At 68.0% G+C, this 22,373-nt stretch carries 20 protein-coding genes; 9 read left to right on the forward strand and 11 right to left on the reverse strand.

Features of this window, described 5'->3' with window-relative positions; all coding sequences use genetic code 11:
* Nucleotides 1-26: 26 nt before the first annotated feature.
* Together G5B40_RS07040 and G5B40_RS07045 are read right to left on the reverse strand one after the other, a co-directional pair.
* Nucleotides 27-470: a MaoC family dehydratase gene (locus G5B40_RS07040; RefSeq protein WP_165103360.1), complete on the reverse strand. Its 444-nt coding sequence runs from the start codon at nucleotides 468-470 to the stop codon at nucleotides 27-29.
* A 154-nt stretch (nucleotides 471-624) separates the two neighbouring features.
* The gene (locus tag G5B40_RS07045) at nucleotides 625-1,488 is read right to left on the reverse strand and encodes a TIGR01459 family HAD-type hydrolase (RefSeq protein WP_165096796.1); all 864 of its coding nucleotides are present in this window, start codon (nucleotides 1,486-1,488) and stop codon (nucleotides 625-627) included.
* A 224-nt stretch (nucleotides 1,489-1,712) separates the two neighbouring features.
* On the opposite strand from G5B40_RS07045, the gene groES reads away from it, so the two are divergent.
* From groES to glsA, 4 genes are all read left to right on the forward strand, one after another.
* Nucleotides 1,713-2,024 carry a co-chaperone GroES gene (gene groES, locus G5B40_RS07050; protein WP_165096799.1) on the forward strand — a complete coding sequence of 104 codons (312 nt, stop codon included), beginning with the start codon at nucleotides 1,713-1,715 and terminating at the stop codon, nucleotides 2,022-2,024.
* 51 nt (nucleotides 2,025-2,075) lie between these two features.
* The gene (groL, locus tag G5B40_RS07055; protein ID WP_165096801.1) at nucleotides 2,076-3,716 is read left to right on the forward strand and encodes a chaperonin GroEL; all 1,641 of its coding nucleotides are present in this window, start codon (nucleotides 2,076-2,078) and stop codon (nucleotides 3,714-3,716) included.
* Between the two features lie 553 nt (nucleotides 3,717-4,269).
* Nucleotides 4,270-5,766 carry a peptidoglycan-binding domain-containing protein gene (locus G5B40_RS07060; protein ID WP_165096804.1) on the forward strand — a complete coding sequence of 499 codons (1,497 nt, stop codon included), beginning with the start codon at nucleotides 4,270-4,272 and terminating at the stop codon, nucleotides 5,764-5,766.
* Nucleotides 5,767-5,878: 112 nt separating this feature from the next.
* A complete protein-coding gene (gene glsA / locus G5B40_RS07065; protein ID WP_165096807.1) occupies nucleotides 5,879-6,772 on the forward strand; it encodes a glutaminase A in 894 nt (297 codons plus the stop codon).
* A 90-nt stretch (nucleotides 6,773-6,862) separates the two neighbouring features.
* On the opposite strand, the gene G5B40_RS07070 is transcribed toward glsA, so the two are convergent.
* From G5B40_RS07070 to zwf, 3 genes are all read right to left on the reverse strand, one after another.
* Nucleotides 6,863-7,765, reverse strand: coding sequence for an alpha/beta hydrolase (locus tag G5B40_RS07070; protein WP_165096810.1), 903 nt, complete (start codon nucleotides 7,763-7,765; stop codon nucleotides 6,863-6,865).
* A gap of 125 nt (nucleotides 7,766-7,890) precedes the next feature.
* A complete protein-coding gene (gene pgl / locus G5B40_RS07075) occupies nucleotides 7,891-8,571 on the reverse strand; it encodes a 6-phosphogluconolactonase (RefSeq protein WP_165096812.1) in 681 nt (226 codons plus the stop codon).
* The gene (zwf, locus tag G5B40_RS07080; protein WP_165096815.1) at nucleotides 8,571-10,040 is read right to left on the reverse strand and encodes a glucose-6-phosphate dehydrogenase; all 1,470 of its coding nucleotides are present in this window, start codon (nucleotides 10,038-10,040) and stop codon (nucleotides 8,571-8,573) included. The genes pgl and zwf overlap by 1 nt, the downstream gene beginning before the upstream one ends.
* A gap of 111 nt (nucleotides 10,041-10,151) precedes the next feature.
* On the opposite strand from zwf, the gene G5B40_RS07085 reads away from it, so the two are divergent.
* A complete protein-coding gene (locus tag G5B40_RS07085) occupies nucleotides 10,152-11,435 on the forward strand; it encodes a tetratricopeptide repeat protein (protein ID WP_165096818.1) in 1,284 nt (427 codons plus the stop codon).
* Here the strand turns inward: G5B40_RS07085 and G5B40_RS07090 are convergent.
* Nucleotides 11,404-11,952, reverse strand: coding sequence for a MarR family winged helix-turn-helix transcriptional regulator (locus G5B40_RS07090; RefSeq protein ID WP_246209741.1), 549 nt, complete (start codon nucleotides 11,950-11,952; stop codon nucleotides 11,404-11,406). The genes G5B40_RS07085 and G5B40_RS07090 overlap by 32 nt on opposite strands.
* Before the next feature lie 102 nt (nucleotides 11,953-12,054).
* On the opposite strand from G5B40_RS07090, the gene G5B40_RS07095 reads away from it, so the two are divergent.
* Complete coding sequence (locus G5B40_RS07095; RefSeq protein ID WP_165096823.1) at nucleotides 12,055-12,480, forward strand: organic hydroperoxide resistance protein; 426 nt, start codon at nucleotides 12,055-12,057, stop codon at nucleotides 12,478-12,480.
* Between the two features lie 133 nt (nucleotides 12,481-12,613).
* Here G5B40_RS07095 and G5B40_RS07100 read toward each other — a convergent pair whose 3' ends face one another.
* The 4 genes from G5B40_RS07100 to miaA form a co-directional block, all read right to left on the reverse strand.
* The gene (locus tag G5B40_RS07100; RefSeq protein WP_211907431.1) at nucleotides 12,614-13,399 is read right to left on the reverse strand and encodes a class I SAM-dependent methyltransferase; all 786 of its coding nucleotides are present in this window, start codon (nucleotides 13,397-13,399) and stop codon (nucleotides 12,614-12,616) included.
* A gap of 186 nt (nucleotides 13,400-13,585) precedes the next feature.
* The gene (gene ilvN / locus G5B40_RS07105; protein WP_165096829.1) at nucleotides 13,586-14,146 is read right to left on the reverse strand and encodes an acetolactate synthase small subunit; all 561 of its coding nucleotides are present in this window, start codon (nucleotides 14,144-14,146) and stop codon (nucleotides 13,586-13,588) included.
* A gap of 70 nt (nucleotides 14,147-14,216) precedes the next feature.
* The gene (locus tag G5B40_RS07110; protein ID WP_165096832.1) at nucleotides 14,217-15,971 is read right to left on the reverse strand and encodes an acetolactate synthase 3 large subunit; all 1,755 of its coding nucleotides are present in this window, start codon (nucleotides 15,969-15,971) and stop codon (nucleotides 14,217-14,219) included.
* Between the two features lie 296 nt (nucleotides 15,972-16,267).
* Entirely contained in the window at nucleotides 16,268-17,131 is an 864-nt protein-coding gene (miaA, locus tag G5B40_RS07115; protein ID WP_165096835.1) for a tRNA (adenosine(37)-N6)-dimethylallyltransferase MiaA, read from the reverse strand.
* A 196-nt stretch (nucleotides 17,132-17,327) separates the two neighbouring features.
* Here miaA and uxaC point away from each other — a divergent pair, with 196 nt between their 5' ends.
* The 3 genes from uxaC to uxuA are packed head-to-tail and all read left to right on the forward strand — an operon-like array spanning nucleotide 17,328 to nucleotide 21,437.
* A complete protein-coding gene (gene uxaC, locus G5B40_RS07120; protein ID WP_165096838.1) occupies nucleotides 17,328-18,734 on the forward strand; it encodes a glucuronate isomerase in 1,407 nt (468 codons plus the stop codon).
* Nucleotides 18,735-18,756: 22 nt separating this feature from the next.
* A complete protein-coding gene (locus tag G5B40_RS07125; RefSeq protein ID WP_246209742.1) occupies nucleotides 18,757-20,193 on the forward strand; it encodes a mannitol dehydrogenase family protein in 1,437 nt (478 codons plus the stop codon).
* Nucleotides 20,193-21,437, forward strand: a complete 1,245-nt coding sequence (gene uxuA / locus G5B40_RS07130) for a mannonate dehydratase (RefSeq protein ID WP_165103363.1) — start codon at nucleotides 20,193-20,195, stop codon at nucleotides 21,435-21,437. The genes G5B40_RS07125 and uxuA overlap by 1 nt, the downstream gene beginning before the upstream one ends.
* Here uxuA and G5B40_RS07135 read toward each other — a convergent pair.
* On the reverse strand, nucleotides 21,359-22,297 hold the full coding sequence (locus G5B40_RS07135) for a DUF6807 family protein (RefSeq protein WP_165096844.1): 939 nt from the start codon (nucleotides 22,295-22,297) through the stop codon (nucleotides 21,359-21,361). The two genes, uxuA and G5B40_RS07135, sit on opposite strands and share 79 nt — an antisense overlap.
* Nucleotides 22,298-22,373 lie beyond the last annotated feature (76 nt).

A 22,373-nucleotide genomic window follows, 5' to 3' on the forward strand; every position in this document is an offset into this window, starting at 1 on the left:
CGCGTCCCTCGCGGCGCGCGGCCGCGTCAGTCGAATTTGGCCGATGGCGCCATCACCAGCGCCTCGCCCTTCAGGACAACCGTATCGCCCACGGCGCATCTGCATTCAAGCGTCACGCGCCGGCGGCCATAATCGATCGCGGCGACTTTCACCTCCGCCTCGACCATGTCGCCGGGCCGGACCGGGGCGAGAAAGACCAGCGATTGCTTCATGTAGATCGTGCCGTGGCCCGGCAATTGCTCGCCGATGATCGCCGAGATCAGACCGGCGGTCAGCATCCCGTGCGCGATCCGGCCGCCGAAGATCGTGTCGCGGGCGTAATCGTCGTCGAAATGCACCGGGTTGCGGTCGGTGGAGACGCGGCCGAACAACTCGATATCGGAATCGTCGATGACCTTCCTGAGCCGGCGGGTCATACCGATCTCGATATCCTCGATGCAGATCGTCCCGCGGCGGATCTCGTCCTGCATCGAGGGGCGGCCGTTCGAATCAAACATGGGTCCATCCCCGTTTCGCACATGCGAGGGGATAGCGCGGCCTGCGGCCCGCGGCAAGAATCAGAGGTAATAAAACTTCGTCCTGATATTCGTATTCGTAATTTTGTTACCAGAACGCAACGCCGGCCTATTTCAGGAGCCCCATTGCATAGCGCGCCGAAACCCCGGATTTCGCCAGGAAGGCGTCGAGCTTCTCCGCGTCGGGCGCGCCGTCCGGGCCGAGCGCCTCCGCGGCGGCCAGCCCGCCGGCGACGAAAAGGCAGTCGAGCCCCTCGCCCATCGCCCCTGCGACATCGGTCGCGACCCCGTCGCCGATGCAGAGGATCCGCTCGTCCGGCGCCGCGCGGCCGATCGTCGAGGTCAGGATATTGCGCGCGTAATCGTAGATCTGCGGGTGGGGCTTGCCGTACTCGGTGACAACGCCGCCCTTCTCGCGGTAAAGCGCGGCCAGCGCGCCGGCGCAATGGCGCCGTTCTCCGCCGACATCGACGACGAGGTCGGGATTGGCGCAGAGCATCGGCAGGCCGCGCAGCTTCGCCTCGGTCAGCAGATCGTCGTAATCCGCCGGCGTCTCCGTGCGGTCGTCGCGCAACCCGGTGACGACGAGGCTCTCCGCGTCCTCGAGCCTGACCCGCGCCACCGGATCGCCCTCGAAGAACGCCTCGTCGCGCTCGCCCGAGCCGATGTGATGCACCTTCGCGCCCCATTCGCCGCGCCAGAGCGCGTCGCGGGCCGCGCCGCCGGAGGAGGCGATGGCGTCCCAACTGTCCTCGGGCGCCGACATCGCGGCAAGCTGGCGTTTCACCGCCTCCTCGGGGCGCGGCGCGTTCGTCAGCAGGACGACGGCGCCCCCCCGCGCGCGAAAGGCCCGAAGCGCGGCGACGGCGCCGGGAAGCGGCGCAAGGCCGTTATGATAGCAGCCCCAGACGTCGCAGAGGACGGCGTCGTAGCGCGCGGCGATGGAGTCGAGTGAAGCGATGATCTCGGTCATGGCGCGTCTATCGGCCGGTTCCGTCCGCCGATCAAGCCGCGCGCCGCGCCGCGCCGCCCGTTCCGCCTGAATTATTCCGCCGGCGCGCCCATAAGGCGGTTGACGGCGCATGTCGTTGACCCTATCTCCCGAGCACTCGTTAGCACTCGGGGGAGGTGAGTGCTAACACCATGTGAGCCAGACCTCCCCGACAGTGAAACCTTTTGCAATCAGGAGCGACTGATATGGCGTTCACCCCCCTGCACGACCGCGTGCTGGTCCGCCGCATCGAAGGCGAAGAGAAAACCGCCGGCGGCCTCATCATCCCCGACAACGCCAAGGAAAAGCCCCAGGAGGGCGAGGTTATCTCCGTTGGCGAAGGCGCGCGCAAGGACAGCGGCGAGCTGATCCCGATGGCCGTCAAGGCCGGCGACCGCATCCTCTTCGGCAAATGGTCCGGCACCGAGGTCAAGATCGACGGCGAGGAGCTGCTCATCATGAAAGAGAGCGACATCCTCGGCATCATGACCGGAGCCAAGGCCGCGAAGGCCGCCTGAGGCGCCTTCGGACCGAACCGACAGACAATAACGAATTAAGGAGCTACGCAAATGGCTGCCAAGGACGTCAAATTCAGCACCGACGCCCGCGACCGCATGTTGAAGGGCGTGAACACGCTCGCCAACGCGGTGAAGGTCACCCTCGGCCCCAAGGGCCGCAACGTCGTTCTCGACAAGAGCTTCGGCGCCCCCCGCATCACCAAGGACGGCGTCACCGTCGCCAAGGAGATCGAGCTTTCGGACAAGTTCGAGAACATGGGCGCGCAGATGGTCCGCGAAGTTGCTTCGCGCACCAATGACGAGGCCGGCGACGGCACCACCACCGCCACGGTTCTCGCCCAGGCGATCGTCACCGAGGGCATGAAGTCGGTCGCGGCCGGCATGAACCCGATGGATCTGAAGCGCGGCATCGACCTCGCGGTCGACAAGGTCGTCGCCGAGATCAAGGCGATGTCCCGTCCGGTCAACGACAGCGCCGAGATCGCCCAGGTCGGCGGCATCTCCGCCAATGGCGAAATGGAGATCGGCCGGCAGATCGCCGACGCGATGCAGAAGGTCGGCAACGAGGGCGTCATCACCGTCGAGGAGAACAAGGGCCTCGACACCGAGACCGACGTCGTCGAGGGCATGCAGTTCGACCGCGGCTATCTCTCGCCCTATTTCGTCACCAACGCCGACAAGATGACCACCGAGCTTGAGGACTGCCTCATTCTTCTCCACGAGAAGAAGCTCTCCTCGCTGCAGCCGATGGTGCCGCTCCTCGAGACGGTCATCCAGTCCGGCAAGCCGCTCCTGATCATCGCCGAGGACGTCGAGGGCGAGGCCCTGGCCACGCTCGTCGTCAACAAGCTCCGCGGCGGGCTGAAGATCGCCGCCGTCAAGGCGCCGGGCTTCGGCGATCGTCGGAAAGCCATGCTGCAGGACATCGCGATCCTGACCGGCGGCCAGGTGATCTCCGAGGATCTCGGCATGAAGCTCGAGAATGTCGGCATGGACATGCTCGGCTCGGCCAAGAAGGTGTCGATCAACAAGGACGACACCACGATCGTCGACGGCGCCGGCGAGAAGGCCGAGATCGAGGCGCGCGTCACCCAGATCCGCGCCCAGATCGAAGAGACGACCTCCGACTACGACAAGGAGAAGCTGCAGGAACGTCTGGCGAAGCTCGCCGGCGGCGTTGCGGTGATCCGCGTCGGCGGCGGCTCCGAGGTTGAGGTGAAGGAGCGCAAGGACCGCGTCGATGACGCGCTGAACGCCACCCGCGCCGCGGTGCAGGAAGGCGTGGTTCCGGGCGGCGGAGTCGCTCTCATCCACGCCGGCAAGGCGCTCGCCGGGCTGGAGGGCGCGAACCCCGACCAGACCGCCGGCATCAAGATCGTCGCCAAGGCGGTGCAGGCCCCGCTGCGGCAGATCGCCGAGAACGCCGGCGTCGACGGCGCCGTCGTGGCCGGCAAGGTGATGGACTCGACCGAGAAGAACTTCGGTTTCGACGCCCAGACCGAACAGTATGGCGACATGCTGAAGGCCGGCATCATCGACCCGGCCAAGGTCGTGCGTCACGCGCTGGAAGACGCGGCCTCCGTCGCCGCGCTCCTCATCACCACCGAGGCGATGGTCGCCGACAAGCCGGAGCCGAAGGGCTCGGCCCAGCCGGCGATGCCCGACATGGGCGGCATGGGCGGCATGATGTAAGACGCCTCGAAAGCGTCTGAATACCGGGCGGGGGCTTCGCGGCCCCCGCCCTTTTCTTTTTCCCGCGGAGCGGAACGGCCGCCGGTCCCGTCTCGCCTGACGCGGTTCCGGCCCCGCGCCGCGACGAGCGCGCCGGGCGGCGTCGCCCCGCCCTCAAGCGCGGACGGTCCGGCGGGATGGCGGGCGACGCTCTCCACCGGCGAGGCGCCCGCGGGCGCCCGTCCGAGCGCAGTCGGTCTCGGGTTTTCTCCACGGCGCGCCTTTGCGGCCCTGACCGGGCCGCGCGAGCCGCCGCTTTCGCCCGATTCGCGCGATGAACGGCGCGGGTCGCGCCCTCCCCCCCGGGCCTCCATATCGGAAAACTCACGAGCGAGTCGGGCGCGCCTCACTGACCGGAGGTTGCGCGCCGCCCGGCGCGCTCGCCTTTCCGACGTGACATTTCTCATCCAGCGCGCGCCGCGCGTCGCATTATCGCCTTTTTCGTTACCGGTTCACCCCCGGCGATGTTAGGCTCGCGCATCATCCGCTTCCGCTCTCAATTCGGAGTCGATCCATGGCTTTCATGCATTTCAACAGGCGCCTGACCTCGGTCGCGGCGGCTCTCGCCATTCTCGCGACCGCGCCTTCCACCTCCGCCGGCGAAGTCGGCGCCGGCATTCTCGGCGGCGTCATCGGCGGCGTCGTCGGCAGCGCCATCACCAATTCGGTCAACAACAGCCGCCAGCGCCAGCAGCAGACCGTGGTGCGCGAGCGCGAGGTGATCGTCCATCGCGAACGCCCGCGCACCCGCACGGTCTATGTCGACCGCACGCCGAGCATCGACCCTTACACGCGGGCCGAGAACCGGCGCACGCAGCAGGCGCTGAACTATTTCGGCTTCAACGCCGGCGCGCCGGACGGCGTCGTCGGGGCGCGCACACGGCGCGCGGTGCAGAGCTATCAGACCTACATGAACTTCCCGGTCACCGGGTATCTGACGCCCCAGGAGCAGGGCTTCCTCGTCACCTCCTATGACCGCGCCCTCGCCGGCGGGCCGAACACGATGCAGATCGTCGCCGGCGATCCGAACGGGGTGCGCGCCATCCTGCCGCATTACTGGTCGGGGCAGACGGCGCCCGTCGCGCCGCAGGTCCAGCCACAGCCCCAGCAACCGGCGAACCAGATCACCATCAACGTGCCGCAGCAGCAGGCCGTCGCCGCGGCGCAACCGGAAGCGGCGGCCCCCGCCGCGCCGGCCGCCGCGCCCGCGCAGACCCAGACCGCCTCGGCCGAAGCGGCCCCGGCCGCGCCGTCCGGCGCGCTGCCGATGTTCGTCGCCGGGCCGATCGAGGCATCGATGAGCAGCTTCTGCGCCCGCGTCGCCGCGCCCTCTCCGCTTCCGGGGGTGGACGTTCAGAACGCCGCGCTGAGCGCCGAAGGCGAATCCGTCCTCGCCTCGCAGTTCTGCGCCGCGCGCGGCCAGGCGCTGGTCGAATCCGACCGCATCGCTGCGACGATCCAGGGTGTCACCCGCGGCGAAATGCAGAAACAGTGCGAGGCTTTCGCGCCGTCGATGGACAAATACGTCGCGACGCTGGTCTCCGAAGGGGCGCCGGCGGCGAAATCCGCGCTCCAGGCCTATGTCGTCGGCACCGGCATTCCGATGCAGGCGCTCGCCGCCAACTCGCGCATCTGCCTCGGCATCGGCTACGGCGCCGACAACGCCCGCGTCACGCTCGCCTCCTCGATGATCCTCGTCGGCATCGGCGAGGTCGGCTTCGGCGAGGTGCTGGGCTATCACCTCGCCTACGGTTTCGGGGCGCCGGAGAACCGCGCCAGGGCCGCCGACTGGCTTGAGGACGCGTCGAGCGCGCTCCGAAGCGGCGCCCGGCCCGTCGTGGCGGACGCCAGCCCCGACCGGCCGCAGCTTCTGCAGGCCATGGCCGCCCGGTTGCGCGGCGCGCCGGCGCAGGCGCTCGCTCCGGCCCAGCCGCAGGACGTTTCGGCCCCGCCGGCCGCGGGCGGCTTCCAGATGCCCGGCGCCGAGCCGGAACCGAAGAAGCAGCTCTGACGGCGACGGGCGCGGCGGCCGACGCCGCGCCCGCTCCGCGCACGCGAAACCGCTTGCTTCGACGGGCGAATGCGCGCTCCATCGCGCCCTGACCCCGAGGGAGCGCGGCCCGATGCAATCCTTTCTCGAAAAGATCGCCGCCGAGGTGCGGCCCCGCGCCGCCGAGGGAACGCCGGCGCAATACATCCCCGCTCTCGCGCGGGTCGATCCGACGAAATTCGCCATCGCCCTGATGACTGCGGAGGGGGAGGAATTCGTCACCGGCGACGCCGACACGCCGTTTTCAGTCCAGTCGATCTCCAAGCTCTTCACCCTGGCGCTGGCGATGGAGTGGGTCGGCGCTCCGCTCTGGGAGCGGGTGAAGCGCGAACCATCCGGCATGCGCTTCAATTCGATCATCCAGCTCGAGACCGAGAACGGCGTCCCGCGCAACCCGTTCATCAACGCAGGGGCGATCGTCGTGACCGACGCGCTGATGCACAACCGGCCGACGATCGAGGTCGGCTTTCGCAACCAGATGCGGCTTCTCGCGCGCGACGAAACGATCTGCTACGACGAAGAGGTCCACCGCTCGGAGATGCTGACCGGCGACATGAACCGCGCCGCCGCGTTTCTGCTGAAGGCCAAGGGCAATCTCACCGAGGACGCGATCCTCGTCACCAACGCCTATTTCCACTTCTGTTCGCTGGCGATGTCGGCGCGGCAACTGGCGCGGGCGGCGCTCTTTCTCATCAAGCCGCAACATGGCGACGCCGCCTGCGCGCGGGGCCTCCACGCGCAGCGGCTGCGCGCGATCATGCGGACCTGCGGGCTTTACGACCAGTCCGGCGAATTCGCCTACCATGTCGGGATGCCGGCGAAATCCGGCGTCGGCGGCGGCATCCTCGCGGTCAATCCGACGATGGGCTACGCCGTCTGCGCCTGGTCGCCACCGCTCGACCGCTACGGCAACTCGATCGCCGCAACCGAGGCGCTGGCGCTGCTGGCGGCGAAAACCGGGGTCTGAGGGCGAAAGTGAGCGCCCTGGGCCGTCCGGGCTCCGAACGGCCGCTTCGTGCGCGAACCACGCAATGCCGCGCTTTGAACGAAACTCGGCTTACGCCTCCGTCGGCAGCGCCTTCTTCAGGAATACGATCTGAGCGTTCACGGCGGCTTCGAACTCATCGCTCGGATGCCAGAGCAACCCGAAATGACCGCCCGGGATTTCCACAAACTCCTTCTCACCCGGAATTCTCTCGAACACCGCCTTCTGCGCATCCAGGTTGCAATGCACCATCTCATCGGCCTCGCCGACCATCATTTGAACGGGCATATCCAGATGCCGCGCCGTCACGAACGGGCTACACGGCGCTTGCAGATCGGGAATGACGCGCGTCGCCCGGTTTTCCCAGCCGCTGCCATGACGACCGCCATGTTCGATGAACCAGCGATAGGCCTGGATCGGCGCCAACAGGGACGGATTGTTGATCTGGTCGGATGAGACGACTGGAATGGGACCAGTCGTCTGCTCAGGTCCCCCTTCAACGTCGCCATCCTCAAAGATCTTCTTCATGACGTTGAAGGCGCCCGCGCCGAAATCGGTCTCGGGAACCGACGCGCCGCATACCGGGATTTGCGCGACAATCGCGGAGATGTCATCGATCAATGCGCCCGCCACGAGAGCAAGACCAGCGGAAAAACTATCGCCCCAAAGCACGATCCGGCGACTTGCGGCGCGATTTCTCAGAAACGCGACAGCGTCGCGATAGCCGCGCGCCTGAATCCAGGGATTGATCTCCTGACGGGGTTCGCCACCGCTTTTTCCAAAGTTCCGATGATCGTAGAGAAGCACATCGTATCCGGCCTCGAAAATCCTCGCCGCATACAGATCTATCGCCATGGTGATCGTCGCGGTCGTCCCGTGCGTCATCACGACAATTGGGCGTAGTGGATCGCCATGCGAAAAATTGCGGCCCCGTATTTCGGCGCCTTCAGAATGAAAACTGACATTCTCGTGCATGAGTTGATCCCCCCGTCGGGGCGACCTTAAAGATTAAGTATCATGAACTCAAACAATAGCCGCGTATCGACGATTTGCATCGACGGCTCGAACGGCGGCCTTTTGCGCACGCCCGAGATCCCCGCTCAGGGTGCCCAGTGGACCTCCGCCGCGCGCGCCGCGCCGAGAACCGCGCCGACCGGCGCGACAGTCGCGTCCCGCTCGCCGAGGGCGGTCCGGAGCGCCGCGCGCTTATCCGCCCCGGCGATCAGCAGATAGAGCCGCCCCGCCCCCGCGAGCGCCGGCAGGGTCAGCGTCACGCGCGGCTCGACCGCCCCCGGCGCCGTGATCGCGGCGACCGGCGGCGCATCGGGGGCCAGCGCGGCGGAGAGGTTCGCCGCGCCCGGAAAGAGCGAGGCGCAGTGCATGTCCGCCCCCATGCCGATCACCGCCACATCGAGCGGCAGCGCCGGCGCGATGGCGGCGGAGAGCAGCGGCGCCGCGCTTTCCGGCGTCTCGCCCGCGCGCCAGAACGGCTCGAAACGCGCGCCCGTCGCCGCCGCCATCGCCCGCCGGATCATCGCCTCGTTCGAGCGTTCGTCCTCCGGCGGCGTCCAGCGCTCATCGCCCGGAAGGACGCTCACCCGCGCCCAGTCGAGCGGCGCCGCCGCCAGCGCCGAAAGGAAAGCCGCCGGCGTCGTCCCGCCCGGCGCGGCGAAGCTGGCCCGTCCCTTCGCACGAAGCGCGGCGCGCAGATCCTCCGCCACCAGCGCCGCCAGCCCGGCGGCGAGCCGGTCGCGATCGGCATGAACGATCAGCGGCGCCATCACGCGATCTCTCGCCAGCGCCGTCCGTCCTTGTGCAGGAGGATATGGCTCTCCATCGGCCCCTCCGCGCGCTGCGCGTAGGGCGCCGGCGGCGCGCGCCCCTCTTCGCAGCCCGCGATGATCGGGTCGATCCACGCCCAGGCCGCCTCCACCTCGTCGCCGCGCATGAAGAGCGTCTGGTCGCCCCGGATCACGTCCATCAGCAGGCGCTCATAGGCGTCCGGCATCCGGAACGCGTCGCCCGCGCCGGACCCGAAGCTCATGTCCAGCGGGGCGGAGACGATGCGCATCCCGCCCGGCCCCGGGTCCTTGATGTTGAGCCTGAGCTCGATCCCTTCATTCGGTTGCAGCGTGATGACCAGCGCGTTTCCCTTCAGCGCCCCGGCCGAATCGCCAAAGATCGAATGCGGCGCGTCCTTGAAGCGGATCGCGATTTCCGTATGACGCGCCTTCAGCCGCTTGCCGGTCCTGAGATAGAAGGGCGTTCCGGCCCAGCGCCAGTTCTCGACGCCGATCTTCAGCGCGATGAAACACTCGGTGCGGGACTCCGGGTCGCCCGCCTCCTCGCGATAGGCGGGGCCGTCCGGCCCGGCTTCGTATTGCCCGCGCACGATCTCCTCGTCGATCGCGGCGCCTTCGATCGGGCGCAGCGCCTTCAGCACCTTCAGCTTCTCATCGCGCACCGCGTCCGGATCGAACCGCGAAGGCGGCTCCATGGCGCTGAGGCAGAGAAGCTGCATCAGGTGGTTCTGCACCATGTCCCGCATCGCGCCGTTCTGGTCGTAATAGCCGCCACGCTCTCCGACCCCGACGCTTTCGGCGGCGGTGATCTGGACATGGTCGATATGATTGGCGTTCCAGAGCGGCTCGAAAAGCGCGTTGGCGAAGCGCAGCGCCATCAGGTTCTGCACCGTCTCCTTGCCGAGATAATGGTCGATCCGGTAAATCTGATGCTCGTCGAAATGGCTGGCGAGCTGCGCGTTCAGCGCCCGCGCGCTGGCCAGATCGCGCCCGAGCGGTTTCTCCACCACCAGCCGGGTCTCCGGCGTCACGAGCCGCCCCCTGCCGATCCGCTCGCAGATCTGCCCGAAGAACTGCGGCGCGACGGACAGGTAAAACGCGCGAGGCCGCGCCTCGCGCCCCTTCAGCTTCCGCCCGAGCGCGGCCCAGCCCGCCTCGGTCGCCGCATCGACCGGAACGTAATCGAGCATGGCGATGAAGCCTTCAACGAGATCGGGTTTCAGGTGCGATTCCGGTACGAACTCCGTCAGCGCCTCGCGGGCGAAATCCCGATAGCCGGCGCCGTCCATCCTGCGCCGCGCCGCGCCGATGATGAGCGCGTCGCCCGGCGTCTGTCCGGCGGCGAAGCGATGATAGAGCGCCGGCAGCAGCTTCCGCCGCGCAAGGTCGCCCGTGCCGCCGAAAACGATAAGGTCGAACGCTTCTACGGGAACTGTTCTCGCAACCATGAGCATCCTCCATCGCCCGGAACCCCGGTTATGCACGACGCGCGCGACCGCCGCACCCCCTTGTGAACCGCGCGCCGATGCGCAAGCTGTCGGCGACGGAAGGGAGAGATAATGCCGGAAGACAGATATGGTGAGCTTCTGACCACGAATTCCACCGCCGCCGCCGCCTATATCGACGGCGTCGACCGGTTCTTCGCCGCCGAACCCGGCGTCGAGGCTGCGTTCGAGAGCGCGATCGCGGCCGATCCGGACTTCGCCCTCGCCCAGCTCGCGCTGGCCCGTCAGCATCAGACCCGCGGTCATCGGGCCGGGATCGCCGGGCCGCTCGCCGCCGCCCGCGCCGTTCGCGGCGTCACGGCGCGTGAGGCGAGCCAGATCGAGGTTCTCGGCGCCATCCTGGAGGGGCGCGGCGCCGAGGCTTTCGCCAGAGGCCGCGAACATCTGGCGCGCTGGCCGCGCGACGCGCTCGTCGCCCAGACCGCCGTCGGCGTCTTCGGCCTGATCGGGTTTTCCGGCCAGCCGGGGCGGGAAGCGGCGCAGCTCGCCTTCACCTCCGCGCTCTTGCCGCACTATGGCGACGACTGGTGGTTCCTCGCCAGCCATGCGTGGTCGGAGATCGAGTCCGGCCGCCTCGCGGACGCCGAAGCCCATATCGAGGCGTCGCTGGCCCAGCGGCCGCGCAACGCCAACGGCGCGCATTACCGCGCGCATCTCCACTACGAGAACGGCGAGGCCGCCGCCGGTTACGCCTATCTGCGCGACTGGCGCGAGGGTTACGATCGCGACGGGATCATGCATACGCATGTTTCCTGGCATGTCGCGCTCTGGGCGCTGGCGGCAGGCGACGAGACGACCATGTGGCGTGTCTTCGACGAGGCCATCGCGCCCGGGGCTGGGTCCGGCCCGGCGCTGAACGTGCTGACCGACGCGGCGTCGCTCCTCTACCGGGCCGAGCTCGCCGGGCTCGATGTCGCCGCGGAGAAATGGCGCGCCGTCAGCGCCTACGCCCTCGCCGCCTTTCCGAAGCCCGGCCTCGCCTTCGCCGACGCCCACGCCGCGCTCGCCCACGCCATGGCCGGAGAGAGCGACGCGCTGGAACGGATCAGGACGGGCGCCGCCGGCCCGGCCGCGGATGTCGTCCGCACGCTCTCCGACGGTTTCGGCGCGCTGGCCGCCGGGCGGTGGGAGGAAGCCGCCGCGCATCTCGCCGTCGCGATGCGCGACCATGCGCGGATCGGCGGCAGCCGGGCGCAGCGCGACCTCATCGAGTTCGCCATGGCCGGCGCGCTCCTGCGGCTCGGCCGGGGGGAGGAGGCGCGCCGCCTGCTGACCATCCGCCGGCCGATGACGACGCCGGAGGCGATCAGGGGGCTCGGCGGCGCGTTCGACGCCTAGGCGGTCGGTCGGCGCCGGCGCGGCCGGCCTCTTCCCGCCCGTCAAGCGCCGCGCGCAGTTCGTTCAGCGCCGCCGAGAGGCGCTCCATCTCCGCCCGGTCGAGTCTCGTCGCGGCGAGAACGCACTCCGGCACATGCGCCGCCTTCTCCCCCAGCGCCCTGCCCTCCCCGGTCAGGACGACGGTCACGACCCGCTCGTCCGTCTTCGCCCGCTCGCGCCGGATCAGCCCCGCCGCCTCCAGCCGTTTCAGGAGCGGGGTGAGCGTGCTGCTCTCCAGCCCGAGCGCGCGACCGATCTCGCCGACGCTCAGCCCGTCCCGCGTCCAGAGCGCGGCCATCGCCAGATATTGCGGATAGGTCAGGCCCAGCGCCTCCAGCAGCGGCTGATAGACCCGGTTCAGCGCGTGATGCGCCGCGTAGATCGAGAAACAGAGCCGGGCGCGCCCGCCGAAGGGATCGGGCCCGGTCTCGGTCGTTTCAGGCGTGGCGGACTCGTCGGGATGCATGGCGCGCCTCATATCGTCATCCGTGGAGTCTATTGACTCTGTTCCGCATGATCCATACCTATCTCTCACGATTAAATCGTGTGCGACATATAACGCGCAGAAAGGAACCCCGCAATGCCCACCAAGGTCCTCTACAGCACGTCCTCCCGCGCAACCGGCGGCCGCGACGGCCACACCAAATCGCTCGACAGCGCGTTCGAGGCGAAACTCTCCACCCCCAAGGAGCTTGGCGGCGGCGGCGGCGACGGCGTGAACCCGGAGATCCTCTTCGCCTCCGGCTACGCCGCCTGTTTCCTCGGCGCGATGAAGGTGGTCGCTGGCGACGTGAAGGTGAATGTCCCCGACGACGCGAACGTCAAGGCGACGGTCGGCATCGGCCCGCGCTCCGAAGGCGGCTTCGGCCTCGACGTGGCGCTGGAGATCGACCTGCCCGGCGTCGATGCTGCCGACGCCAAGAAACTGGTCGACCAGGCGCATCAGGTCTGCCCCTACTCGAACGCCACCCGCAACAACCTTGACGTGAAGCTCAGCCTCGCCTGAGCGATACGGCGCCGCCGACAATCCGCTGATCGGCGGCGGCGCCAGCCAGCGGCTACAATGTCCTTCAGGCGGACAAAACTGCCGACACGACGGAAAAGAGATTGATTTCCAAGACAACAATGCAAGGGGGACTTTAGCGTGTTCCACGCACCGCCCAAGCTCTTGCAGCAAGTAAAATCATCCCATCGGGGTCTGTTGGCAAGGTTTCAATCAGACGACGTTTCAATCGTTGGCGCTCCCCGTCATCCAAAGAAGCGCAATACCCGGGCGCCGGCGCAATTCCGGATAGAAAGGGAGTCCAGTAATCATCGAAATCCGCGAAAGGCGTCACGATGTCGATTGGCGCAGTTGCAACATCTCGCAAACCGGCGCCCGAAAACAGATCGGCAAGTGCCGCTGGTCGACAAATCGGAAAACGAACACCTTCGTCTTTCTCGCTGGCGGCCGGGTCGAGCGCGATGGCGGCGTCCCAGAAATAGCGCATGAATTGAACGTGACCCGAATAGTCCCACACATACGCCGCAACCGTTCCGCCTTCGTCGACGGAGCGCACAAGCTCAGCCATCGCCTTCTCTTTTTCCGGGATGAAATTGAGAACAAGCCCTGAAACGGCGAAATCGACCATGCCGTCGTTCACCGGGACCTTCTCGCCGGAACCAGGCAGAAACTTTGCGCGTTCATCGCTTATGCTTTCTCGCGCGAGCGTCAGAAAGCCCTCCGATGGCTCCACGCCGACAACGGAATGCGGATCACAATCCCGCAATATCTGCGACGTAAGCGCACCTGTCCCGCAGCCAAGATCAAGCCATCGCAATCCGCGCGGCGCGTCCAGCCAGGACAAGAATTTTTTGCCTGTCTGCCGGCTCCATCTGCCGACATACATCTCGTAAGCGTCGCCGTCCGTCCACTTGTCAGGCATGATCATATCCTCAGCGTGAACCAATTGGGTTACACTGTAGCATAGGACAATCGTGGAATCCGCTTTGGGCTTCCAGCCCGTGTCGAACCGGTTACGCCGCTATCGCCATGAGAGCATCACGACGAAACCGGTTGCCATTGCGAATCCGCCGCCGCGCAATTTTCGAAAGCTGACCGCGGGCGGGGCTCAGGCCCCGCGCGCCATCGCCGCGACGCCGGTGCGCGCGACTTCCTCCAGCCCCAGCGGGCGCATCAGATCGACGAAGGCGTCGATCTTCTTCACGTCGCCGGTCAGCTCGAAGACGAAGCTCTCCAGCGTGGTGTCGACCACCTTGGCGCGAAAAACGTCCGCGAGGCGCATCGCCTCGACCCGCTTCTCGCCCGTCCCGGCGACCTTGACCAGCGCCAGCTCGCGCTCGACGGCCGGCCCCTCGACCGTCAGGTCGTGGACGCCGTGCACCGGCACGATGCGCGACAACTGCGCCTTGATCTGCTCGATCACCTGCGGCGTGCCGGTGGTGACGATGGTGATGCGGCTGAGATGGCCGAGATGGTCGGTCTCCGCCACCGTCAGGCTCTCGATATTGTAGCCGCGCCCGGAGAAGAGCCCGATGACCCGCGCCAGCACGCCGGCCTCGTTGTCGACGATCACCGAGAGCGTGTGCCGCTCCTCGACATCGGAAAAAGTCGGCCGGAGGTTATAGGCGCTCTTTCGGGAAGAGCCTTTCTTGATGGCGAGGGCGTTCATCGGGCGTCTCTCTCACTCTCATGTATCGGGGCGCGGCGACGGGCCGCCGCGCCGGTCTCCGGCGTCGGGGTCAGACCAGCACCGCGCCTGCGTTCTCGATCGCGCCGGCCGTCTCCGCCGCGCCGAGCAGCATCTCGTTATGCGCCTTGCCGGAGGGGATCATCGGGAAGCAGTTCTCGTGCTTCTCGACCAGGCAGTCGAAGATTACCGGCCCGTCATAGGCCAGCATCTCCTCGATCGCATCGTCCAGCCCGTCCGGATCGGAGCAGCGGATGCCCTTGCAGCCGAACGCGTCCGCCAGCTTTACGAAATCCGGCAGCGCCTCCGAATAGCTGTGCGAGTAGCGTTCGCCGTGCAGCAATTCCTGCCATTGCCGGACCATGCCGAGGCGCTCGTTGTTCATGATGAACTGCTTGACCGGCAGGCGAAACTGCACCGCCGTCGACATCTCCTGCATGTTCATCATCCACGAAGCCTCGCCGGCGACGTTGATCACCAGCGCGTCCGGGTGCGCGATCTGCACGCCGACGGAGGCCGGCAGGCCATAGCCCATCGTGCCGAGCCCGCCCGAGGTCATCCAGCGGTTCGGGTCCTCGAAGCCGAGATACTGCGCCGCCCACATCTGGTGCTGGCCGACCTCGGTGGTGACGTAGCGATCGCGGCCCTTGGTCAGCGCCTCCAGCCGCTGGAGCGCGTATTGCGGCTTGATCGTGGTTTTGGACGGCGCGTAGCCGAAGCAGTCGACTGCGCGCCAGCCGTCGATCACGCCCCACCATTTCTTCACTCCCTCGGCGCGCGTCTTGGCGCCGCGGGCTTTCCAGATCTTCAGCATGTCCTCCAGCACGTGGCCGACATCGCCGACGATGGGCACGTCGACGCGAATGTTCTTGTTGATCGAGGACGGGTCGATATCGATATGGATCTTCTTCGATTTCGGGCTGAACGCCTCCACGAGCCCGGTGATCCGGTCGTCGAACCGCGCGCCGATGCAGATCATCACGTCGGCGCCATGCATCGCCAGATTCGCCTCGTAGGCGCCATGCATGCCCAGCATGCCGAGCCAGTTGTCGCCCGAAGCCGGATAGCAGCCGAGCCCCATCAGCGTCGAGGTGATCGGGAAGCCGGTCCGCGCGACCAGTTCGCGCAGGAGCTGGCTGGCGCCGGGGCCGGAATTCACCACCCCGCCGCCGGTATAAATGATCGGCCGCTCCGCTGTCTCGATCAGCACGACAGCCTCCTCGATCATGGCGATATCGCCCTTCATGATCGGCTGGTAGTGCGACGGCTTCGCGCCCTTCAGCCCGGCGTAGCGGCCGGAGGCGAACTGGACATCCTTCGGAATGTCGATCAGCACCGGTCCGGGACGCCCCGAGGTCGCGACATGGAACGCCTCGTGAATGATCTCGCCCAGCTTCGACGGGTCCTTCGCCAGCCAGTTATGCTTGGTGCAGGGCCGCGTGATGCCGACGGTGTCGGCCTCCTGGAACGCGTCGTTGCCGATCAGGAAGGTCGGCACCTGCCCGGAAAGACAGATGATCGGGATCGAATCCATCAGCGCGTCGGTCAGCCCCGTCACCGCGTTGGTCGCGCCCGGGCCGGAGGTGACGAGCAGAACGCCGGGCTTGCCGGTGGAGCGCGCATAGCCCTCCGCCGCGTGCGCCGCGCCCTGCTCGTGCCGGACGAGGATGTGGCGGATGTCGTTCTGCTGGAAAATCTCGTCATAGATCGGAAGGACGGCGCCGCCCGGATAGCCGAATACGGTGTCCACACCCTGATCCTTCAGAGCCTGAACCACGATCTGTGCGCCGGTTTTCTCACGCGACATCGTCTCTCTCCGTCTCCGCCCCGCCTGTCGTCGTCCGGGGTCGTTCAGCCAATAAAAAAGGCCCCGTCGGGGCCCATGCGCGCACTCTCGCCGGATGTCCTACATCCGCCGGGGGGCGCGCTTCGCAATTACGAGAATGCAGCTTCGCATCGTGCCTCTCCAAGTTTGCGCTTCCCGCTTAGCCGCCCCGGGCGGAAGGGTCAACCCGAAAGCAGGAAAGAAAACTGCGAATTTTTCGATCCTGAGACATTTAACGGCGCTGATGGGCCAATTTCAGCAACTTTCGGAAATTCTGCTCAGCCCGACTCGGCTTTCGGCCAGTCATTCATGCGGCTGCGCGCCCAAGTCATCTGCCGCTTGGCGTAGTTTCGCGTCGCCCGCCGGGCGCGCTCGGCGGCCTCATCCAGGCCGATCTCGCCGTCGAGATGGGCGAAAAGCGCCGGCGCGCCGACCGCCTTCATCGCCGGCAGCGCCGGGTTGAGCCGGCGCGCCCGCATCGCCCGCGCCTCCTCCAGAACGCCCTCGGCCAGCATCGCGTCGAACCGCCGGTCGAGCCGCGCATAGAGCGCGCCGCGCTCGGGCAGGATCAGCATGCGATCGGCGTCGCCGATCAGCGGCGGGCCGGTCTCTTCGCGCCAGGAGGCGAGGCCGCGGCCCGTCGCCTCCAGCACTTCGAGCGCGCGCGCGACCCGCATCGGGTTCTGCAGGTCGGCCGTGGCGGCGGTTTCCGGGTCCCGCGCCGTCAACTCATGCGCCAGCGCCGCGAGGCCCTCCGCCGTCAGTCGCGCCGCCACCCCGGCGCGCACCGTCTCGGGAACCTGCGGGATCGGCGCGAGCCCCTGCGTCGCCGCCGCAAAATAGAGGCCGGTGCCCCCGACGATCACCGGGCGAAGCCCGGCCTCGCGCGCTTCGGTCAACGTCAGGGCGAGATCGCGCAGCCAGTCGCCGACCGAATAGCGCCGCGCCGGATCGACATGACCATAAAGGCGATGCGGCGCCAGGCCCTCATCCGCCGCCGAAGGGCGCGCCGTCAGGATGCGCCAGCCCGCGTAGACCTGACTCGCGTCCGCATTGACGACGACGCCGCCTTCCGCCGCCGCCTTTAGCGCGAATGCGGACTTTCCCGCCCCTGTCGGCCCCGCGATCAGCAATGGGCGCATGGCCGCTCCCCCCTTCGATAAACCGGCGCGCCTCACCCCTAGCACCCGCGCCCCGGCGGCGGGAGGGGCGCGCAGGCCCGCCGCCCGCGCAGATCGGGCTTTGCGCATCGCGTTGACCAGCATACCATACTACCATATTTCCAGCCTTGAACCGGCGAAGGCCGGGGCGAAAACCGGCGAGAAGGGAATACCGACGATGGCCCGACTGGACGCGGACAGGCTCTTTCCACTCGACGAACGCGCGCGCGGGCTCGCCCGGGCGCTTTATGACGAGATACGCGCGCTGCCGATCGTCAGCCCGCACGGCCATACCGATCCGCGCTGGTATGCGCTGAACGAACCCTTCCCAGATCCGGCGCAACTCTTCATCACCCCGGACCACTACGTGTTCCGGATGCTCTTCTCGCAGGGCGTGGCGCTGGAGGCGCTCGGCGTTCCCCGCATCGACGGCGGCCCGGTGGAGACGGACGGGCGGAAGATCTGGCGCCTCTTCGCCGCGAATTATCACCTTTTCCGCGCCACCCCCTCGCAGATGTGGCTCGACCAGGCGTTTCAGGATGTCTTCGGCTTCGATGAGCAGCTTTCAGAAGCGACCGCCGACGCCGCGTACGATCATATCGCCGAGCGCCTCCAGCGTCCCGACTACCGCCCCCGCGCGCTTTTCGAGCGTTTCGGGATCGAGGTGATCGCGACCACCGAGAGCCCGCTCGACGACCTCGAATGGCACCGGATGATCCGCGATTCGGACTGGGGCGGCCGCGTCGTCACCGCCTATCGGCCCGACGCGGTAATCGACCCCGAAACCCCGGATTTCGCCGCCAATATCGTCCGTCTCGGCGAGATGACCGGCGAGGATGCGACGACATGGGAGGGGTATCTCGCCGCCCACCGCGCCCGGCGCGCCTTTTTCAAGTCGATGGGCGCCACCTCCACCGATCACGGCCACGCCACCGCGCGGACCGAGGACATGAAGCAGCAAGACGCCGCGGCGCTGTTCCGCAAGGCGCTGACAGGCGATTGCAGCGCCGCCGAGGCCGACGCCTTTCGCGGCCAGATGCTGACCGAAATGGCGCGGATGAGCCTCGACGACGGGCTGGTGATGCAGATCCATCCGGGGAGCTTCCGCAACCATTCCGCCCCGATCATGGCGCGTTTCGGGCGCGACAAGGGGTTCGACATCCCGACCCGCACCGATTACGTCCGCGCCCTGAAACCGCTTCTCGACGCGATGGGAACCGACAAGCGGCTGACGCTGATCCTCTTCGGGCTGGACGAGACCGCCTATTCGCGCGAACTCGCGCCGCTCGCCGGGGTCTACCCGGCGCTGAGGCTCGGCCCCGCCTGGTGGTTCTTCGACAGCTACGAGGGGATGCGCCGCTACCGCGAGACGGTCACCGAGACGGCGGGCTTCTACAACACCGTCGGCTTCAATGACGACACCCGCGCCTTCTGCTCGATCCCGGCCCGCCACGACGTCGCCCGGCGCGTCGACTGCGCCTATCTCGCCACGCTGGTTGCGACCGGGCGGCTGGCCGAGGAAGACGCGCACGAGGTCGCCCATGACCTCGCTTACCGGCTCGCCAAACAGGCTTATCGACTTTGACCGCAGAGCGAGGACGCGCCCCGTGAACCCCTCCGCACCCCGCCTCGCCCGCTCCGCCGCCGCGCGGCCCGGCGCAGGAATCGTCCATCTCGGGCTCGGCGCGTTCTTTCGCGCCCACGGCGCCTTCTACATCGCCGAGGCGATCGCGAAATCCGGCGGCGACTGGGGCGTCGTCGGACTCAGCCTGATGAACCCGGCGATGCGCGACCGGCTCGCGCCGCAGGATTTCGCCTACACCGCCGTCGACCTTGGCCCCGAGGGCGAGATCCCGCGCGTCGTCGAGGTCGTGCGCGACGTCCTCGTCGCCCGCGAGAATCCCGAAGCGGCGCTCGCCGCGATGGCCGATCCCGCCATCCGCATCGTCAGCCTTACCGTCACCGAAAAGGGCTATTGCCATGAGCCGGCGACCGGCCGGCTCAACCCGGATCACCCCGACATCGTTCACGATCTCGCCAACCCGGCCGCGCCGCGCTCCGCGCCCGGCTATCTCGTCCGCGCCCTCGCCCGCCGACGCGAGGCGGGACTGCGCCCCTTCACCGTCCTGACCTGCGACAACCTTCCGCAAAACGGCCGCGTCGTCCGGAGCGTCGTCCTCGATCTCGCCGCGGCGGTCGATCCGGCGTTAGCGGACTGGATCGCGGCCGAGGGGCGCTTCCCCGCCACCATGGTCGACCGCATCGTTCCCGCCACCAGCGCGGCGGACATCGCGCGCGTCACCGAACTCACCGGCTTCGCCGACGCCGCGCCGGTGGTGCACGAGCCCTTTCGCCAATGGGTGATCGAGGACGATTTCGTCGACGGCGCCCGCCCCGACCTCGCCGCCGCCGGCGCGCGGATGGTGAAGGATGTCGCCGCCTTCGAGCACATGAAACTCAGGATGCTGAACGGCGCGCATTCCGCTCTCTCCTATCTCGGCTATCTCGGCGGCCATGAGACCATCGCGGAGACCGTCGCGGACCCGGTCTATGCGCGCTTCGTGAAACGGCTCTGGCGCGACGAGATCATTCCGGCGCTGACCCCGCCGCCCGGCGAAGACCTCCACGCCTACGCCGACGCGCTGTTCTCGCGCTTCGCCAACCCGGCGATCCGTCACCGGACATGGCAGATCGCCATGGACGGCAGCCAGAAACTGCCGCAGCGGATCCTCGGGACCATCGCCGAAAACCGCGTCGCCGGGCGCCCTTGCCCCGGCCTTCACCTCGCGGTCGCGGCCTGGATGCGCTATGTCGGCGGCGTCGATGAAAAGGACGATCCGATCGACGTGAGGGACCCGTTGGCGGAGCGGCTCCGGGCGCTCTCCGACGCCGCTCCGGACGGCCCCGCCAAGGTCGCGGCGCTTCTCGGCCTCCGCCAAATCTTCACCCCGGAACAGGCGGCGGCGATGCGCGATGACGTGAGCGCAGCCTACGCGACGCTGACCCGCCTCGGCGCACGGGCGGCCATCGAAGGAGCCGCATGATGAAGGAGACTTGGCGCTGGTATGGCGGCCTCGACCGCATCGGCCTCGACGAGATCGCCCAGACCGGCGCCGCCGGCGTCGTCACCGCGCTCCACGAGATCCCCTATGGCGCGATCTGGCCGCGCGAGACCATCGCCGCGCGCCGCGCGCAGATCGAAGCCGCCGGGTTCGACTGGACCGTCGTCGAAAGCCTGCCGATTGATGAGCGCATCAAGCGCGGCGAGGGCGATCTCGGCCCGCTTTTCGCCAATTACCGCCAATCCATGGCCAATCTCGCCGCCGAGGGCGTGACGGCGATCTGCTACAATTTCATGCCGCTTCTCGACTGGACGCGCACCGACCTCGCCGCGCCCGTGGCGCGCGGGGGAACCTGCCTTCGGTTCTCCGCCCCGAAGATGGCGGCGTTCGAGCTTCACATGCTCGGGCGGGCGGCGGCCGAGGACGACTATCCCGAGGATGTCCGCCGCGAGGCCGCGGTCTGGTTTCAACGCTCGGACGAGACCGAGCGCGAAACCCTCCTGACCTCGATCATGGCGGGCCTCCCCGGCGCCTATGACCGCTATGACGTCGCCGGGCTCAAGGCCGCGCTCGCCCGCTATGACGGGCTCGACCGCGCCACGCTCCGCGCCGGTTACAAACGGTTCCTCGCGGAAGTGACGCCGGCGGCGGAGGAATTGGGCGTTCGCCTCTGCGTCCATCCCGACGATCCGCCGCGCGACATTCTCGGCCTGCCGCGCGTCGTTTCCAACGCCGACGACATCGCCTGGATCATGGCGGCGGTGGAAAGTCCGATGAACGGCCTCACGCTCTGCTCCGGCTCGCTCGGCGCCAATCCGCTGAACGACGTGCCTGAAATCGCCCGCCGCTTCGCCGACCGCATCCATTTCGCGCATCTGCGCAACGTCGCCAAGGCGCCGGACGGCTCGTTCGAAGAGGCCGCGCATCTCGACGGCGACACCGACATGGTGGCGCTGATCGCGGCGCTGCTGGACGAGGAACAGCGCAGACGAGACGCCGGCCGCGCCGACAGCGAGATTCCCTTCCGTCCGGATCACGGGCACGAATTGCTATTCGACGCCGCGCGCGGCGCGCATCCCGGCTATCCGCTGATCGGGCGCCTGCGCGGGCTGGCGGAGCTGCGCGGCGTGATCCGCGCGCTCGCGCATCAGGGCGCCTCGCCCTCCGGGCCGAACCCGCCGCGCTTCAGCGCTTCGACCGATGCGGGCGATATCTCTCCATCGTGAACGATGATGGTACAACGCTGAATGGTCTCGTCCCCCGCCTCCAGCGTCAGCGCCCGGTCGCGGAACGTCCCTACCGTGACGACGCCCCAGTCCGCGACGAACCAGGTCGCCGTCTCCCCCGCCGCCGGGCGCGGGATGACGGTCAGCCCGGCCCGCGCGCCGCCGCCGACCGGGCCGGTGAAATCCACCCATTCCGCCCCCGCCGCCGAAATCGCCGCGCCGTCCGCAACACCGCGCTCGCTGCGGATCACGCCGCCATTCGCACGCACCATCGTCTCCGCGACCCGCACATTGAAATAAGCGTGCCGCGTCGGGCCCAGCCGAACCGGGATCTCTCCCGCCGCAAGTCGCGACGAGATGTCCATCCGATAGGCGCCCTCGATCTCGCGGATCGTCGTTCTCCGCGTCTCGCGGAGCGCCAGCCGCCCTTCCGGCGCGCCCCATTCGGCCGGGCCGCGCCAGTCGATCTCCTGCGTCACGGCGAAACCCGCCGCGCCCAAGGGCGCGCCTTCGCAACTTCGCTCGATCAGCCGCCCCGGCGCGCGCCCCTGGAAAACCTCGTCGACATAGAAATTGTACTCGTAGCTCTCGACGCCACCCTCGCCCGCCGGGACCTGAAGCCCGACATGATCGGCCGCGATCCAGAGCGAGTTGTGATGCGGATGATCCGCCGGGGATTCCGCCGTCGTGGCGAACCCGGCCGGCGTCAGAACGGGGTGGCAACAGGGCCGGAAGCGCCCCGCGACAAACCCGAGAACGCGCGTTCCCCGATGAACCACATGCCGCCGCGCGGCCCGCGCCACCGCGCCGCGCGGCAGGGCGAGCCGGTCGGTCAGAAAGTCGTAGTCGTCCCTGCTCATCGAACCTCTTCGTCCCTCCGCCCGCTCGCCGGCGCCCGCGTCGCCGTTCACTTTACCCGCCCGGAGGCGCTCTCTG

This window comes from Pikeienuella piscinae (assembly GCF_011044155.1).
GTDB classification, from domain to species: domain Bacteria; phylum Pseudomonadota; class Alphaproteobacteria; order Rhodobacterales; family Rhodobacteraceae; genus Pikeienuella; species Pikeienuella piscinae.

Bases quoted from the DNA above. Each gene is read 5' to 3' on its own strand.
- G5B40_RS07040 (WP_165103360.1), bottom strand. From the start codon at position 470: ATGCAGGACGAGATCCGCCGCGGGACGATCTGCATCGAGGATATCGAG.
- G5B40_RS07045 (WP_165096796.1), bottom strand. From the start codon at position 1,488: ATGACCGAGATCATCGCTTCACTCGACTCCATCGCCGCGCGCTACGAC.
- groES (WP_165096799.1), top strand. From the start codon at position 1,713: ATGGCGTTCACCCCCCTGCACGACCGCGTGCTGGTCCGCCGCATCGAA.
- groL (WP_165096801.1), top strand. From the start codon at position 2,076: ATGGCTGCCAAGGACGTCAAATTCAGCACCGACGCCCGCGACCGCATG.
- G5B40_RS07060 (WP_165096804.1), top strand. From the start codon at position 4,270: ATGGCTTTCATGCATTTCAACAGGCGCCTGACCTCGGTCGCGGCGGCT.
- glsA (WP_165096807.1), top strand. From the start codon at position 5,879: ATGCAATCCTTTCTCGAAAAGATCGCCGCCGAGGTGCGGCCCCGCGCC.
- G5B40_RS07070 (WP_165096810.1), bottom strand. From the start codon at position 7,765: ATGCACGAGAATGTCAGTTTTCATTCTGAAGGCGCCGAAATACGGGGC.
- pgl (WP_165096812.1), bottom strand. From the start codon at position 8,571: ATGGCGCCGCTGATCGTTCATGCCGATCGCGACCGGCTCGCCGCCGGG.
- zwf (WP_165096815.1), bottom strand. From the start codon at position 10,040: ATGGTTGCGAGAACAGTTCCCGTAGAAGCGTTCGACCTTATCGTTTTC.
- G5B40_RS07085 (WP_165096818.1), top strand. From the start codon at position 10,152: ATGCCGGAAGACAGATATGGTGAGCTTCTGACCACGAATTCCACCGCC.
- G5B40_RS07090 (WP_246209741.1), bottom strand. From the start codon at position 11,952: ATGAGGCGCGCCATGCATCCCGACGAGTCCGCCACGCCTGAAACGACC.
- G5B40_RS07095 (WP_165096823.1), top strand. From the start codon at position 12,055: ATGCCCACCAAGGTCCTCTACAGCACGTCCTCCCGCGCAACCGGCGGC.
- G5B40_RS07100 (WP_211907431.1), bottom strand. From the start codon at position 13,399: ATGCCTGACAAGTGGACGGACGGCGACGCTTACGAGATGTATGTCGGC.
- ilvN (WP_165096829.1), bottom strand. From the start codon at position 14,146: ATGAACGCCCTCGCCATCAAGAAAGGCTCTTCCCGAAAGAGCGCCTAT.
- G5B40_RS07110 (WP_165096832.1), bottom strand. From the start codon at position 15,971: ATGTCGCGTGAGAAAACCGGCGCACAGATCGTGGTTCAGGCTCTGAAG.
- miaA (WP_165096835.1), bottom strand. From the start codon at position 17,131: ATGCGCCCATTGCTGATCGCGGGGCCGACAGGGGCGGGAAAGTCCGCA.
- uxaC (WP_165096838.1), top strand. From the start codon at position 17,328: ATGGCCCGACTGGACGCGGACAGGCTCTTTCCACTCGACGAACGCGCG.
- uxuA (WP_165103363.1), top strand. From the start codon at position 20,193: ATGAAGGAGACTTGGCGCTGGTATGGCGGCCTCGACCGCATCGGCCTC.
- G5B40_RS07135 (WP_165096844.1), bottom strand. From the start codon at position 22,297: ATGAGCAGGGACGACTACGACTTTCTGACCGACCGGCTCGCCCTGCCG.